12 protein-coding genes are annotated in these 14,021 nt (G+C 70.4%); 4 read left to right on the forward strand and 8 right to left on the reverse strand.

The window, feature by feature from the left end; all coding sequences use genetic code 11:
- Positions 1–20: 20 nt before the first annotated feature.
- The 6 genes from ISU10_RS15785 to typA form a co-directional block, all read right to left on the reverse strand.
- Positions 21–1,028, reverse strand: coding sequence for a LacI family DNA-binding transcriptional regulator (locus tag ISU10_RS15785; RefSeq protein WP_194697376.1), 1,008 nt, complete (start codon positions 1,026–1,028; stop codon positions 21–23).
- Between the two features lie 5 nt (positions 1,029–1,033).
- Positions 1,034–2,485, reverse strand: a complete 1,452-nt coding sequence (locus ISU10_RS15790) for a GH1 family beta-glucosidase (RefSeq protein WP_194697377.1) — start codon at positions 2,483–2,485, stop codon at positions 1,034–1,036.
- Positions 2,482–3,312 (reverse strand): carbohydrate ABC transporter permease, encoded by an 831-nt coding sequence (locus ISU10_RS15795; protein WP_194697378.1) that lies wholly within the window; start codon positions 3,310–3,312, stop codon positions 2,482–2,484. The genes ISU10_RS15790 and ISU10_RS15795 overlap by 4 nt, the downstream gene beginning before the upstream one ends.
- The gene (locus ISU10_RS15800) at positions 3,309–4,334 is read right to left on the reverse strand and encodes a carbohydrate ABC transporter permease (RefSeq protein WP_194697379.1); all 1,026 of its coding nucleotides are present in this window, start codon (positions 4,332–4,334) and stop codon (positions 3,309–3,311) included. The genes ISU10_RS15795 and ISU10_RS15800 overlap by 4 nt, the downstream gene beginning before the upstream one ends.
- 45 nt (positions 4,335–4,379) lie before the next feature.
- Positions 4,380–5,651 (reverse strand): ABC transporter substrate-binding protein, encoded by a 1,272-nt coding sequence (locus ISU10_RS15805; RefSeq protein ID WP_194697380.1) that lies wholly within the window; start codon positions 5,649–5,651, stop codon positions 4,380–4,382.
- A 391-nt stretch (positions 5,652–6,042) separates the two neighbouring features.
- Positions 6,043–7,911 carry a translational GTPase TypA gene (gene typA / locus ISU10_RS15810; RefSeq protein WP_194697381.1) on the reverse strand — a complete coding sequence of 623 codons (1,869 nt, stop codon included), beginning with the start codon at positions 7,909–7,911 and terminating at the stop codon, positions 6,043–6,045.
- 274 nt (positions 7,912–8,185) lie between these two features.
- Here typA and ISU10_RS15815 point away from each other — a divergent pair, with 274 nt between their 5' ends.
- Positions 8,186–9,259, forward strand: coding sequence for a hypothetical protein (locus ISU10_RS15815; RefSeq protein WP_194697382.1), 1,074 nt, complete (start codon positions 8,186–8,188; stop codon positions 9,257–9,259).
- Positions 9,260–9,268: 9 nt separating this feature from the next.
- The gene (locus ISU10_RS15820; RefSeq protein WP_194697383.1) at positions 9,269–10,588 is read left to right on the forward strand and encodes a M4 family metallopeptidase; all 1,320 of its coding nucleotides are present in this window, start codon (positions 9,269–9,271) and stop codon (positions 10,586–10,588) included.
- Positions 10,589–10,595: 7 nt separating this feature from the next.
- Here ISU10_RS15820 and ISU10_RS15825 read toward each other — a convergent pair whose 3' ends face one another.
- Both ISU10_RS15825 and ISU10_RS15830 read right to left on the reverse strand, forming a co-directional pair.
- On the reverse strand, positions 10,596–11,285 hold the full coding sequence (locus tag ISU10_RS15825; RefSeq protein WP_194697384.1) for an aspartate/glutamate racemase family protein: 690 nt from the start codon (positions 11,283–11,285) through the stop codon (positions 10,596–10,598).
- A 29-nt stretch (positions 11,286–11,314) separates the two neighbouring features.
- Positions 11,315–12,070 carry an SDR family NAD(P)-dependent oxidoreductase gene (locus ISU10_RS15830; protein ID WP_194697385.1) on the reverse strand — a complete coding sequence of 252 codons (756 nt, stop codon included), beginning with the start codon at positions 12,068–12,070 and terminating at the stop codon, positions 11,315–11,317.
- 87 nt (positions 12,071–12,157) lie between these two features.
- On the opposite strand from ISU10_RS15830, the gene ISU10_RS15835 reads away from it, so the two are divergent.
- Together ISU10_RS15835 and mshA are read left to right on the forward strand one after the other, a co-directional pair.
- Positions 12,158–12,520, forward strand: a complete 363-nt coding sequence (locus ISU10_RS15835; RefSeq protein ID WP_194697386.1) for a hypothetical protein — start codon at positions 12,158–12,160, stop codon at positions 12,518–12,520.
- Positions 12,521–12,710: 190 nt separating this feature from the next.
- Complete coding sequence (gene mshA / locus ISU10_RS15840) at positions 12,711–14,015, forward strand: D-inositol-3-phosphate glycosyltransferase (RefSeq protein ID WP_442417795.1); 1,305 nt, start codon at positions 12,711–12,713, stop codon at positions 14,013–14,015.
- Positions 14,016–14,021 lie beyond the last annotated feature (6 nt).

The raw sequence follows: 14,021 nt of genomic DNA on the forward strand, positions 1-14,021 counted from the left end.
CGCGGAGGGGGGGGGCGGTGTCAGGCGCTGTCGCGACGGATGACGGAGGGCGGGATGATGACCCGCATCGCGCCGGGTGGGGCGGAGCCGTCCATCTGCTCGAGCAGCAGTCGCGTGGCGCGCTCGGCCATCTCCACGATCGGCTGGCGTACGGTCGTGAGCAGGGGTGAGGTGCGCTCGGCGACGCCGAGGTCGTCGTACCCGACCACGGCCACGTCGTCGGGTACCCGGCGACCGCTGTCGGCCAGTACCTTCAGGGCGCCGGCGGCCATCAGGTCGGAGGCGACGGCGATGCCGTCGAGGTCGGGGTGGCGCTCGAGCAGCTCACGGGCGGCCTCCTCGCCTCCCGCTTCGGTGAAGTCGCCGATGGCGACGGCATCGGTCGGCAGGTCGGCTGCGCGCATCGCCTCGTGCCAGCCGTGCAGACGGTCGACGGCCGCGGTCATGTCGGCAGGTCCGGCGATGGTGCCGATCCGCTGGCAGCCCCGGTCGATGAGCACCCGGGTGGCCTCACGGCCGCCGGCCACGTTGTCGACGTCGACGTACGTCACCCGGTCGGGGCTCCATGGCCGACCGACGAACACGCAGGGCAGACCGATCGCCGACAGGTGGTCGGCCAGGCCGTCGTTGCGGTGGTGGGAGGCGACGACGGCGCCGTCCACGTGACGGTGCGAGAGGTAGCGCATCGTCCGCGCCCCCTCGGCTCCGCGGGTCGCCAACAGCAGCACCAGCTGGAGGTCCGCCGCAGCGAGCATCCGGTCGACGCCGCGCAACGTGCGGGCGAAGAACGGGTCGCTGAACACTCGCTCGTCCGGCTCCGGCACGATCACCGCGACCGAGTCCGTGCGCCGCGTGACCAGTGAGCGCGCGGCCGGGTTGGGCACGTACCCCAACGTCCGCACGGCCTCGTCGACCGCCGCCCGCGCCGATGCACTGACCCGCGACCCGCCGTTGATGGCGCGCGATGCCGTGGCCCGCGAGACGCCCGCCACCCGGGCCACCTCGTCGAGCGTCGGCTGGCTGTTCACGGCCGTCACGGTAGCGGCGGTCCGTCGGTCGGGCTCGTCGAGACCACGTTCGTCCTGGCGACCTGGGCGTACCACAGACCGCTGGACTTCGGCGTACGCCGTTGCGTCTCGTAGTCGACGTGCACGAGCCCGAAGCGCTTGTCGTAGCCGTAGGCCCACTCGAAGTTGTCGAGGAACGACCACGCGAACACCCCGCCGACGTCGACGCCCTGGGCGATGGCGTCGTGGACGGCCCGTAGGTAGGAGTCGAGGAACGCGAGTCGGTCGGGGTCCTCGACGCGGCCGTCGACGAGCCGGTCGACGTATGCCGCGCCGGTCTCGGTGACGTAGATGGGCGGGGGCGAGTAGTCGTCGTGGACCCGCACGAGCAGCCGACGCAGCCCGTCGGGCTGGACCTCCCAGTCCATGGCCGTGCGGGGCAGGTCGCGCGGGACGACGGTCACGTGCTCGGCCGAGGGGAACGGCGAGACACCACGCGGGACCTCGAGCCCGTGATGGTTGGTCGCCTGCCGGTTGGTGGGCGAGCCCGACACCGCGTCGCCGTGGTAGTAGTTCAGGCCCAGTACGTCGATCGGTGCGCTGATCAGTGCGAGGTCGCCGTCGTGAACGGCGTGGTACCAGCCCAGGTGGGCGGTGTCCTCGATGACGTCGGCGGGGTAGTGGCCGCGCAGGACCGCATCGAGGAAGAGGCGGTTGTGCAGGCCGTCGATGCGTCGCGCGGCATCGAGGTGGACAGCCTCGTCGCTCACGGGGTCGGCAACCGTGCAGTTGAGGCTGATCCCCCACCTCACGTCGTCGCGTCCCCGCAACGCGTCGAGCGCCAGGCCGTGACCCAGCAGCAGGTGGTGGGCAGCCACCAGGCCGATCGCACCCTCCTGGCGACCCGGGGCGTGGTCACCCGAGGTGTAGCCCAGGAACGCCGAGCACCACGGCTCGTTGAGCGTCGTCCACGTGGGCACGCGGTCGCCGAGCACGTCGTACACCGACTCCGCGTAGTCCGCGAACCGGTACGCCGTGTCGCGCACGGTCCAGCCCCCACGGTCCTCCAGGACCTGCGGCAGGTCCCAGTGGTAGAGCGTCAACCAGGGAGCGATGCCGTGGCCGAGCAGCTCGTCGACCAGGCGGTCGTAGAACGCGAGCCCGGCTGCGTTGACCGGACCGCCGTCGGGACGCACGCGAGCCCACGACACCGAGAACCGGTACGACGCCAGGCCGAGCTCGGCCATCAGCGCGACGTCCTCTGGCATCCGGTGGTAGTGGTCGCAGGCCACGTCTCCGTGGTCGCCGTTGGCGACCATGCCGGGCGTGTGGGAGAAGGTGTCCCAGATGGAGGGCCGGCGGCCGTCCTCGGCAGCGGCGCCCTCGATCTGGTAGGCCGCCGTCGCCGCGCCCCACACGAAGCCAGGGGGGAACGCGACCGCGTCCGTGAGTGCGGTCGTCGGCTGGGTCTGAGTCATCCCTTGACCGCTCCTTGCATGATGCCGGCCACGAACTGGCGGCCGGTGGCGACGAACAGGACGAGCAGCGGGATGGTCGCCAGCGTGGTGCCGGCGAGCACCAGGGCGTAGTCCTTGAAGTAGCCGCTCTGCAGCTGGTTGAGCGCGATCTGCACCGTGGGGTTCTCTGCGGGCAGCACGATGAGCGGCCAGAAGAAGTCGGTCCAGGTCATCATGAACGTGAACAGCCACAGGATCGCCATCGCCGGACGCGCCGCGGGCAGGGCGACGGTCACGAAGGTGCGGAACTGGCTGCACCCGTCGACGCGCGCGGCCTCGATGAGCTCGTCGGGCACGGCGTCGATGAGGTACTGACGCATGAAGAACACCCCGAACGCCGTGACGATCGTGGGCACGATCGCGGCCCACACGCTGCCTGTCCAGCCGAGCTTTGCCATCACGATGAACAGCGGCACGACACCGAGCTGCGTCGGCACCGCCATCGTGACGACGACGAAGACGAGCAGCGGGGTGCTCCCGCGAAAGCGCAGCTTGGCGAACGCGTAGCCCGCGAGCGTGCCGAAGAAGACCACCGACGTCGCCGCCACCGAGGAGACCATCAGGCTGTTGCCGAGCGCCTTCCAGAACGGCACGGAGTCGAAGACCCGTTGGGCGTTCGCCAGGAAGTGACCACCGGGCAGCATCGGTGGGGTGTCGCGGGTGATCACCTCCTTGGTGTGGGAGCCGATCAGGAACGACCAGTACAGCGGCAGCGCCGAGCCGACGATGAACGCCGTCAGCAGGCCGTAGACGAGGAACCCGGGCCGGCCAACGGATCGAGCAGTCATCGCCGTCTCCTCGTGAGATGGGCCAGCGCCCCGAAGCGCCGCGACAGCACGTAGTTGAGCAGCGCGATCACGATGATGAGCAGGAACAGCAGCCACGCCGTGGCCGAGGCGCGGCCGAGGTCGCGCAGGTGCCAGCCGAAGTCGTAGACCAGCATCGTCATGGTGCTGAACTGCCGGTCGCTACCGCCGTTCTGAGCAAGGGTGCTGTCGAACATCCGTGGCTCGGCGAAGATCTGCAGGCCGCCGATCGTGGAGGTGATGACCACGAAGATGACCGTCGGCCGGATGCTCGGCACGGTGATGCGGGTGAACTGCTTGAACCTGCTGGCGCCGTCGATGGCCGAGGCGTCGTAGAGGTCTCGGGGCACCGCCTGCATCGCGGCGAGCAGGATCAGCGCGTTGTAGCCCGTCCAACGCCAGTTGACCATCGTGGCGATGGCGAGGTGGCTGGCCAACCGGTCGGTGTGCCAGCTGACGCTGGGCAGGCCGACCCAGTTGAGGGCCTCGTTGATCAGGCCGTAGCGGTCGCCGAACAGGCTGCCGAAGATGATGCCGACCGCGACCGGCGCCACCACGAAGGGGAGCAGTACGCCCATCCGCCACAGCGTTGCGCCGCGCAGCGCGTTGTCGAGCAGGCCGGCCAGTGCGAGGGCGATCAGGATCTGTGGTCCCGAGGAGAGCACGAAGATGCTGACCGTGTTGACCGCCGACTTCACGAAGTACGGGTTCTCGAGCACGTCGCGGTAGTTCTGCAGGCCGACGAACTCGCCCTTGCCGCCGATCAGGCTCCAGTCGTAGACCGAGACGACCGCCGTGTAGACGAGCGGGAACATCCCGACCACCAAGAAGAGCAGGAAGAACGGCGAGATGTAGACGTACGGCGAGTACCGCACGTCCCAGCGGCTGAGCCGCTCCCGCCACGGCGACGCGGCGCGGGCGCCGGATCGTCGTACGACGGGTGGTTCCGGAGGAGTGGCGACCGGGGACGCCGCGCCCTCGTCTGGGGCGGCGTCCCCGGTCATCACCTCGACATCCTGAGGCACAGGGCAGTCCCGTGTCGTGTGCCGTCAGGAGAGCTGGTCGACGTCGGAGAGGAACGTCGCCCAGGACTCATCGGGGGTGTTGCTCCCGTCGTCGACGCGGATCAGCGCGGCCTGGAAGGCCTGGAGGATGTCGGAGTACTTCGGGCCCTTGTACGGCTGCACGGTGATCGCGGCGGCGCGGTCGCCGAGGATCTGGCCGACGGGGGCGTTGTTGAAGAACTCGTTGGTCATCTCGGTGACCGCGGGGTCATCGAGGGCGTCGACCTGGCTGGGGAACGCGCCGATCGCCTGGAAGGCCTTCACCTGCTGCTCGGGCGCGGTGATCCACGCGGCGAACTCCTTGGCCTCGTCGGGGTGCTCGGACTGCTTCGGCACGACCAGGAAGGATCCGCCCCAGTTGCCGCCGCCGCCCGGGAAGACGTTGGCGAAGTCCCAGCCCTTGACGCCGTCGGCGTTGCCGGCGACCACGCCGAGCATCCAGCCGGGGCAGGCCATCGTGGCGAAGCCGTCCTTCTGGAACGACGCGGTCCAGTCGTCGCTCCACTGGGTGAGCTTGGTCGACAGACCCTTGGCGACGTTGGCGGTCAACGTGGCGTAGAGCGACTCAAGGTCGGGGTTCTCGACGTCGATGGTGTTGTCGGACTTCTCGAAGGGGTTGGCGATCTGGTTGAGCATCGCCTGCGCGGTGCCTCCGGTGGAGTCGTACCACGCCGTGCCCGGCACCTTGCTGACGAACTCCTCGCCGGTGGCGAAGTAGTCGTCCCAGGTGCCCATCAGTGCCGCGACCTCCTCGCGGTCGGTCGGCAGCCCGGCCTTCTCGAACAGGTCGGCGCGGTAGCAGATGCCCTCGGGCCCGGCGTCGGTGCCGTAGCCGATCATGTGACCGTCGGCGTCGGTCGCGGCCTTGGCCTTGAAGTCGAGCCAGCGGCCGTCGAGCGCGGGGTCGGTCAGGTCGACGAAGGCGTCCGACTCGGCCAGCATCGCGGGCATGGAGTCACCCTCGATCGCCTCGATGTCCGAGAGGCCCGAGCCGGCGGCGAGCTTGGTGTAGAGGTTCTCCTTGGCGTCGTCCCAGGTGCCCACCTTCTTCTGGGTCACCTGGATGTCGGGGTTGGCTGCGTTCCACTCGTCGATGAGGTCCTCGTAGCCGAACTCGTTGAACGTCGCGATGGTGATCTTGACGGGTCCGTCGCCCGCGTTGCCCGAGTCGCCGCCGTCGCCTCCGTCGCCCGAGTCGCCGCCACATGCGGCCAGTCCGAGGGAGAGGACGAGCGCCGAGACGGCGGTCAAGGCCACACGTGGGGTTCGAGAACTTGCCGGGCGTCGGGTGCTGCGCTTCACCGAGTGCCTCCTGGTGGGTGTGAGAGCGCTTCCACTCTCGGTTGCGGAGGACTATGTCGTGCGCCACAACAAAGTGTCAAGAGACGCGGGAGAATTGGATCGATCAATGTGGAAGCGCTCTCACACTTTCACCTCGAGCCGGCGCAGTTGGCCCGCCGTACGCCCCCGAGTCGGCGCAGATGGCCCCGCCATCGTGCGCGAGTCGGCACAGTTGGCCCCGTACGCCGACAGTGGGGGATCACCGTCCCTCGGCTGGGCAGGGCGAACTGCGCCGACTGGACGCACGCGAGAGGGCGAACTGCGCCGACTGGACGCGCGCGAGAGGGCGAACTGCGCCGACTCGCGGTCAGTTCTTGCGGGCCCTCGAGGCGAGCTTGGCGCGCTCGTTCTGGTCGAGCACCACCTTGCGGATGCGGATGCTGCCGGCGGTCACCTCGACGCACTCGTCCTCGCGACAGAACTCCAGGCTCTGTTCGAGCGAGAGCTTGCGCGGGGGGATGAGCTTCTCGAAGTTGTCGGAGGTGGCGGACCGGATGTTGGTCTGCTGCTTCTCCTTGGTGATGTTGACGTCCATGTCGTCGGCGCGGGAGTTCTCGCCGACGATCATCCCCTCGTAGACCTCCGTCGCGGGCTCCACGAACAAGATGCCGCGCTCTTGGAGGTTGGTCATCGCGTACGCCGTCGCGGAGCCGGAGCGGTCGGCCACCAGCGAGCCCGAGGCGCGAGACCGGATCTCGCCGGTCCACGGTTCGTACCCCTCGCTGATGTGGTGGGCGATGCCGGTGCCGCGGGTCTCGGTGAGGAAGTCGGTGCGGAACCCGATCAGCCCGCGGGCCGGCACGATGAACTCCATGCGGACCCAGCCGGTGCCGTGGTTGGTCATCTGCTCCATCCGGCCCTTGCGGGCGGCCAGCAGCTCGGTGATGGCGCCGAGGTACTCCTCCGGCGCGTCGATGGTGAGCCGCTCCATCGGCTCGTGCAGCTTGCCGTCGACGGTCTTGGTGACGACCTGCGGCTTGCCGACGGTCAGCTCGTACCCCTCGCGGCGCATCTGCTCCACCAGGATCGCCAGCGCGAGCTCGCCGCGGCCCTGCACCTCCCACGCATCGGGCCGGTCGGTCGGCAGGATCCGCAGGGAGACGTTGCCGACCAGCTCGGCGTCGAGCCGGTCCTTGACCAGCCGTGCGGTGACCTTGGACCCCTTGGCGCCGCGGCCGACGAGGGGTGAGGTGTTGGTGCCGATGGTCATCGAGATGGCCGGCTCGTCGACGTGGATCAGCGGCAGGGCGACCGGGATGTCGGCGTCGGCGAGCGTCTCGCCGATGGTGATCTCGGGGATGCCGGCGACCGCGACGATGTCACCGGGACCGGCCGATGTGCCGGGCTTGCGCTCGAGGCCGTCGGTCACCAGCAGCTCGGTGATGCGGACGTTCTGCTTGGAGCCGTCGCGCTTCATCCACGCGACGGTCTGGCCCTTGCGCAGCTCGCCCTCGTGCACCCGCAGCAGCGCCAGCCGGCCCAGGAACGGCGACGCGTCGAGGTTGGTGACGTGGGCCTGCAGCGGCGCGCCCTCGGTGTAGGTCGGAGCGGGGATCGTCTCGAGGATCGTGCGGAACAGCGGCGCGAGGTCGGGGGAGTCGGGCATGCCGCCGTCAGCGGGCTGCTCCAGCGACGCCCGCCCCGCCCGCGCCGAGGCGTAGACGACGGGGAAGTCGAGCGCGTCCTGGGCGTGGTGCTCGTCGAGCAGGTCCAAGAACAGCTCGTAGGTCTCGTCGACCACCTCGCTGATCCGGGCGTCCGGACGGTCAACCTTGTTGACGACCAGGATGACCGGGAGGTCCGCGTTGAGCGCCTTGCGGAGCACGAACCTGGTCTGCGGAAGCGGACCCTCGGACGCGTCGACCAGCAGCACGATCCCGTCGACCATCGAGAGACCGCGCTCGACCTCGCCACCGAAGTCGGCGTGGCCGGGGGTGTCGATGATGTTGATCGTCAGGTCGCCGTACTTCACCGCGGTGTTCTTGGCGAGGATGGTGATGCCCTTCTCGCGCTCGAGGTCGCCGGAGTCCATGATCCGGTCGGCGACACCAGCCTCTTCCTGGTGCGCTGAGAACGCCCCGGCCTGGTGGAGCATCGCGTCGACCAGCGTGGTCTTGCCATGATCGACGTGGGCGACGATGGCGACATTGCGCAGGTCGCTACGGAGCGTGGACATCAGAGAGGGGCTCCTCATACAGGGGAGAAAGCGCGGGCGGAGGCCAAACCCGCAGAGTCTAAGCGGCGGTATGGTCCACCGCCGCATCGTCCTTGAGGGGACCTTGGCCCGTCGTTAGTCTCCTCGTGCGTTCGCCTGGGGGTAGGCGGGCACGAGTGCGTACCCACACGTACGTCGAACCTGGGGGGGTCTCGATGGGACGTCGACCGTCGTCGGCCTGCCTGGACACACCCCTGCCTGCCCGCTATCCGCGCGGCGTGGCGGGGTGGTCGCCATGACGCGCGCCTCCAGCCAGCACTCACCAGTGGTGCTCGACGTCCTCGGCCGCCGCGTGCGCATCGACGCTGGCGGGCACCCGGCCACCGCGCAGGTCGACGCCCTGTGGTCCCGTTGCCGGACGACCGGTGCGAGCGATACCGGCGAGGAGACCACGATCATCCTGCCCCGGACGGACCGGCCGTTGACGCCGGACGCCGGCCTGCACCTGGCAGACCAGGTCCGCGCGGTCGCGCTCGAGGCGGCAGCCGGCCGCCTGCTGCTCCTGAGGGCAGCAGCGGTCTCCACACCTGACGGCTCGGTCGTGGCGCTGGTCTCTTCCGACGCGGCCCAGCGGGCGAGCGTCGTCGCCGAGCTGAGCCGCCGAGGGTTCGGCTACGTGAGCGACGAGCTGCTCGCAGCCGACGAGTCCTTCGCGGTCGTGGCCTTCCCCGAGCCCCTTCGCTTCGAGCACGAGGACCCCGAGTTCTCCACCCTGGCCGGTCCGGACGCCCTCGGGATGCGCCCGTGCCCCGACGCGGGTCTGCGCCTGGCCGCCGTGGTGATGCTCGAGCACGACCCGGACCTCCGCGGTGCTCCCGAGCTGACCCGCGTCGCGCGGCCCGACGACGTACGCCGTCTCGAGGACGCCCTCGTGTCGGCTCCGAGCAGCTGGGCAGAGACGGCGCTGCCCGACCTGGTCGACGAGGTCGACGGCCTGTGGGTGCTGACGTACGGCGAGATCCAGGCCGCCGCGCCCGTGCTGGCCGGGCTCGTGGCCCGGCGTACGCAGGTGCCCGTCGGTCCTGGCCAGCTCTACGTCGCCGTCGGCGTCGGCGACGGCGAGGACCGGCCGCTGGCCGTCAGCGGCCACGACCTCGCCCTCGACGGACTTCGACGTGTCGTCTGGATGGCCGCAGCCGGTGGCGCGTCGCTCGAGGACCTGCACGCAGCAGCCATCCGCGAGCTACCCGATCCGCACCCGGTGTCGGTGCAGCTGGTGGCGGCTGCCGTCCGCGACCTGATGGGCTTGAGGCTGCTCGTACCCGAGGAGGGCGTGCGCCGGTTGGCGGCCGTCGGCGGTGACATGTAGGCAGGGTGCATGACCTGCCTCTTCGTGCCCCCCTACCTGCTCGAGCAGATCGCGCGCTCCGGCGGCGTCGGCGCTGCCGCCGCCCGAGCCAGCGCGACGCTGTCGGTCGACGCGCAGCTGCGTGGCCAGCGCGCTGCACAGTCGCGGCCAACCAATGCACCCTCCGGCACGCTCGTAGCCGTTCCAGGCTGGACCGTGCACACGGCCGACGGGTCCACGACCCTGCCCGGACGGCCGGTGCGTGCCAAGGGCGAGCCTGCCTCGGGCGACGACGCCGTCGACGAAGCCGCCGACGGGATCGAAGGCGCGCTCCGGCTGTTCGCCGAGGTGTTCGGCCGGTCGTCCTTCGACGGTGCGGGCGCTGCCGTCTCACTGACCGTCCACTACGGCCGCGACTACGACAACGCCTTCTGGGACGGCGCTCAGCTGGTCTTCGGCGACGGTGACGGCGAGATCTTCGGCAGGTTCACCCGCCCGGTCGACGTGCTCGGCCACGAGCTCACCCACGCCGTCACCGAGCGTTCGGCAGCCCTGCGCTACTCCGGCCAGTCAGGTGCGCTCAACGAGTCGGTGAGCGACGTCTTCGGCAGCTGCCTCAAGCAGTGGCTCCTCGGCCAGACCGTCGACGAGGCCGACTGGCTGATCGGCGCCGGCCTGTTCGTCCCCGGCGTCCGCGCCCGCGGCCTTCGCGACATGGCCAACCCCGGCACCGCCTACGACGACCCCCGTCTCGGCCGTGACCCCCAGGGCGCCTCGATGGATGCCTACGTCGAGACCACCGACGACAACGGCGGGGTCCACCTCAACTCCGGCATCGCCAACCGCGCCTTCCACCTCTCGGCCTCGGCCATCGGCGGCCGCGCCTGGGAAGGCGCCGGTGCTATCTGGTACGCCGCCCTCACCGGTCCCGATGTCGGTCCCGACACCGACTTCGCGGGATTCGCCGCCGCCTGTGTCGCGGCTGCCGGTGACCACGCCGACGTCGTCGGTCGGGCCTGGGAGACCGTGGGCGTCACAACCGCATCCGGGTCGAGCAGCGCGGCCCCGACCCCGACGGTGCCCCAGGAGTCGCTGGTCAGCGTCCGCCGTACGGGCGGGTTCGCCGGCCGCACCACCGAGGGCACCGTTGACCTCGGGTCCCACGACGCGCGCGTCCCCGAGGTGCGCGAGCTGGTCGACCGCATCGACCTGGCCGACGTGCCGGGCGGCGACCCCCACCCCGACATGTTCGTCTACGACTTCAACCTCTGCGGACGCTGCGCCAAGGTGCCTCAGCAGCACCTCACGCCGGACCTGTCCAGGCTGGCCGTGCTCGTGCTGGAGGCCTAGGGCACGGTCAGGCCAGGGCGCGATCCAGGGCCGCGTTGACGTGGAGCGTGGTGCACGGGATCGCGGGCAGCTCGATGTCGGCCTGCGAGACCAACAGCTCGATCTCGGTGCAGCCGAGCAGGATGGCCCGGGCGCCGGCGTCCCAGAGCTCCTCGGTCAGTGCGACCACCCGGCGGCGGGTGGCGTCGACGACCCGGCCGTGCACGAGCTCGTCGTAGATCGCGGAGTTGAGCCAATCGTGGTGCTGGGGCCCGGGCATGATCACGGTGACCCCGTGGCGGCCCAGCCGCTCCGCGAAGAAGCTGTCCTCCATCGCGACCCTGGTGCCGATGAACCCGACGCTGGTCGCGCCCTGCGCCAGGCAGGCCTCGGCGACCACGTCGGCGAGGTGCAGCAGGGGGATCGAGACCGCTGCCTCGACCTGGTCGGCGACCTTGTGGAACGTGGTGGTGCACAGCAGCAGGAAGTCGGCACCGGCGCGCTCGACGCCGCGACCCGCATCGGCGAGCAGCTCGCCGATCTGGTCCCACCGCTCGCCCTCCTCGAGGTCGGTCAGCTCGGCGAAGTCGACGGTGCTCAGCACCAGCCGCGGCGACGACAGGCCGCCGAGTCGCTGCCGGACTCCGAGGTTGAGGTCGCGGTAGTACACCGCGCTGCTCTCCCAGCTCATGCCCCCGACGAGGCCGATGGTCTGCATGCGGAGCAGTCTGCCGGAAGCCGACGGTCTCAGGTGACGCGGTGCACCTTGTGCTGGGCAGCTTGAGCAACGGGGCGCACCACGATCTCGTCGATGTCCACGTGGGCCGGCCTGGTGGCCACCCAGCCGACCACGTCAGCGATGTCCTCGGCAGTCAGTGGCTCGGCGACGCCGGCGTAGACCGCGTCCGCCTTCTCCCGGTCGCCGCGGAAGCGGGTGACGGCGAACTCGTCGGTGCGGACCATGCCCGGGGCGATCTCGGTGACCCGGATGGGCTCCCCGCACAGCTCCAGCCGCAAGGTGCCGGTGAGCGCCTTGAGGGCGTGCTTGGCCGCCGTGTAGCCACCGCCGCCCTCGTAGGTGATGCGCCCCGCGGTCGACCCCATGTTGACCACCAGGCCCTCGCCGCTGGCACGCAGTGCCGGGAGCATGGCCTGGGTGACGTGCAGCGTGCCCAGCACGTTCACGTCGTACATCCGCGCCCAGTCCTCGGGATCGGCCCGCTCGACGCTCTCGCCGCCGAAGGCACCGCCGGCGTTGTTGACCAGCACGTGGAGGACCGGGCCGACCCGCTCCGCGAGCCGGGCGGCGTCGGCGCGGTCGGTGACGTCGCACGCCGTCGCGATGCCGCCGATCTGTGCTGCGAGCGCCTCGATCCGATCCGTACGACGGGCGGCGAGGTGGACCTCGAATCCCTCGGCCGCCAGGCGGCGCGCGGTGGCTGCTCCGATCCCGCTACTGGCTCCGGTCACGAGGGCTACTCGCGCATCTGGGCGTGGTTCCATGCCCGAGATTGTGCCGCGCCGCCTTCGTGGGCAGACTGACCGGTCAGCACGGGGGGCTTGGACGAATCGATGCGAAGGAGCCTGTCGTTGCCCCGAACCGTGACGAGAGCAGCACAGGTGGTCGGCCTCCTCGGGGGAGTGGCCTGGGTGGTCACCTCCTTCGTCTGGGACGGCGGCGAGGACCCGGTCGAGTTGGCGCTGTTCTGGGCCGGCGCCGCGCTCGTGACGCTGTTCTTGCTCGAGCTCGGCACGTTGCTGGTCAAGCGCGGGCTGCTCGCCCTCCGGCTGTTCGTGGCCTGCGCCCTGCCGCTGCTGTTCTGGATGGTGGTGTCGTTCGCGGCGGCGTCTGCCGACGACGACGGCATCGTCTGGGGCCTGGCCGGCGTCGCGGTCGCGGTGTTCGCGATCGTCCAGCTGGCGCGACCGGGCCCGCAGCGCGCCACGCTGTGACTGGTCGGTCTAGAGCTCCCCTCACCACGCTTCAAGCGCTCGCACAGTCCGTCGCTCCGCTCCGGTCTGTGCGACGCCTCGCCCGGCTCCCCGCTCGCTTCGCTCGCGGGGAGTCGCGCTCGGCGGGAATGTGACCCAGGATCCGTCGGTTGGTCCCTCTGGAGGATTCCGCCGACCGGAAGGCACGCACGTGGGAGCACTCGAACGGCCCCATCGGCTGGCGATGATCAGTCTGCACACCTCCCCTCTCGACCAGCCCGGCACGGGCGATGCGGGTGGCATGAACGTCTACGTGATGGAGCTGTCCAAGCGTCTTGCCGCCCGGGGCATCGAGGTCGACATCTTCACCAGGGCGACCTCGTCGGCCCTGCCGGCGACCGTGGAGGCCGTGCCCGGCGTCCTCGTGCGCAACATCCACGCAGGGCCCTTCGAGGGACTCACCAAGGACGAGCTCCCCGGACAGCTGTGCGTCTTCGCCCGGGAGGTACTCCGTGCCGAGGCCTCCCAGCCGCTCGGCCACTACTCGGCGGTGCACTCCCACTACTGGCTCTCCGGTCAGGTCGGGGCGCTGGCGCGCGACCGCTGGGGTGTGCCCCTCGTGCACTCGATGCACACGATGGCCAAGGTCAAGAACGACGCACTCGCCGAAGGCGATACACCCGAGCCGACGGCTCGCATCATCGGCGAGGAGCAGGTCGTCGAGGCCGCCGACATGCTGATCGCCAACACCGACACCGAGGCCAAGCAGCTGATCAACCTCTACGACGCGTGCGCCTCGCGGGTCGAGGTGATCCACCCCGGCGTCGACCTCGACGTGTTCCGCCCTCGCGACCAGGTCCAGACGCGGCGTCGGCTCGGCCTCCCGGTCGAGGCGTCCGTGCTGATGTTCGCCGGCCGCATCCAGCCGCTGAAGGCGCCCGACGTGCTGCTCCGCGCGGTCGCGGTCCTGCTCGAGCGTGACCCCGACCTGCGCTCGCGCCTGGTCGTGCCGGTCGTGGGCGGACCATCCGGATCAGGCCTCGAGCACCCCGAGTCGCTGGCCCTGCTGGCGACGGCGCTCGGTCTGGACGGCGTGGTGCGTTTCGTACCTCCCGTTGCCCAGACCGAGCTCGCCGAGTGGTACGCCGCTGCCGACGTGGTCGCCGTACCTTCCTACAACGAGTCGTTCGGGCTGGTCGCCGTCGAGGCGCAGGCGTGCGCCACGCCCGTCGTCGCGGCCGCTGTCGGGGGCCTGACGACGGTCGTGGCCGACGGCCGAAGCGGCCTGCTCGTGGAGTCGCATCGACCGGCTGACTGGGCCGATGCGCTGGCTCGGATCGTGGAGGACCCGGCGCTGCGCCAGCGGCTCTCCCGCGGCGCGGTCCGCCAGGCACGCCGGTTCTCCTGGGAGCTGACAGCCGACAAGACCCTGGAGACCTACGACCGCGCGCGGTCCGCGATGCGCGAGGCGGTCGGCCAACCCGTTGCCCAGCCTGTTGCCCAGCCCGTTGCCTAGGCTGGG

It is taken from the genome of Nocardioides agariphilus (assembly GCF_015352445.1).
Classification (GTDB): domain Bacteria; phylum Actinomycetota; class Actinomycetes; order Propionibacteriales; family Nocardioidaceae; genus Nocardioides; species Nocardioides agariphilus.

Coding starts and splice junctions, on each gene's coding strand:
- ISU10_RS15790 (WP_194697377.1), bottom strand. CDS start 2,485: ATGACTCAGACCCAGCCGACGACCGCACTCACGGACGCGGTCGCGTTC.
- ISU10_RS15795 (WP_194697378.1), bottom strand. CDS start 3,312: ATGACTGCTCGATCCGTTGGCCGGCCCGGGTTCCTCGTCTACGGCCTG.
- ISU10_RS15800 (WP_194697379.1), bottom strand. CDS start 4,334: ATGACCGGGGACGCCGCCCCAGACGAGGGCGCGGCGTCCCCGGTCGCC.
- typA (WP_194697381.1), bottom strand. CDS start 7,911: ATGTCCACGCTCCGTAGCGACCTGCGCAATGTCGCCATCGTCGCCCAC.
- ISU10_RS15815 (WP_194697382.1), top strand. CDS start 8,186: ATGACGCGCGCCTCCAGCCAGCACTCACCAGTGGTGCTCGACGTCCTC.
- ISU10_RS15820 (WP_194697383.1), top strand. CDS start 9,269: ATGACCTGCCTCTTCGTGCCCCCCTACCTGCTCGAGCAGATCGCGCGC.
- ISU10_RS15825 (WP_194697384.1), bottom strand. CDS start 11,285: ATGCAGACCATCGGCCTCGTCGGGGGCATGAGCTGGGAGAGCAGCGCG.
- ISU10_RS15830 (WP_194697385.1), bottom strand. CDS start 12,070: ATGGAACCACGCCCAGATGCGCGAGTAGCCCTCGTGACCGGAGCCAGT.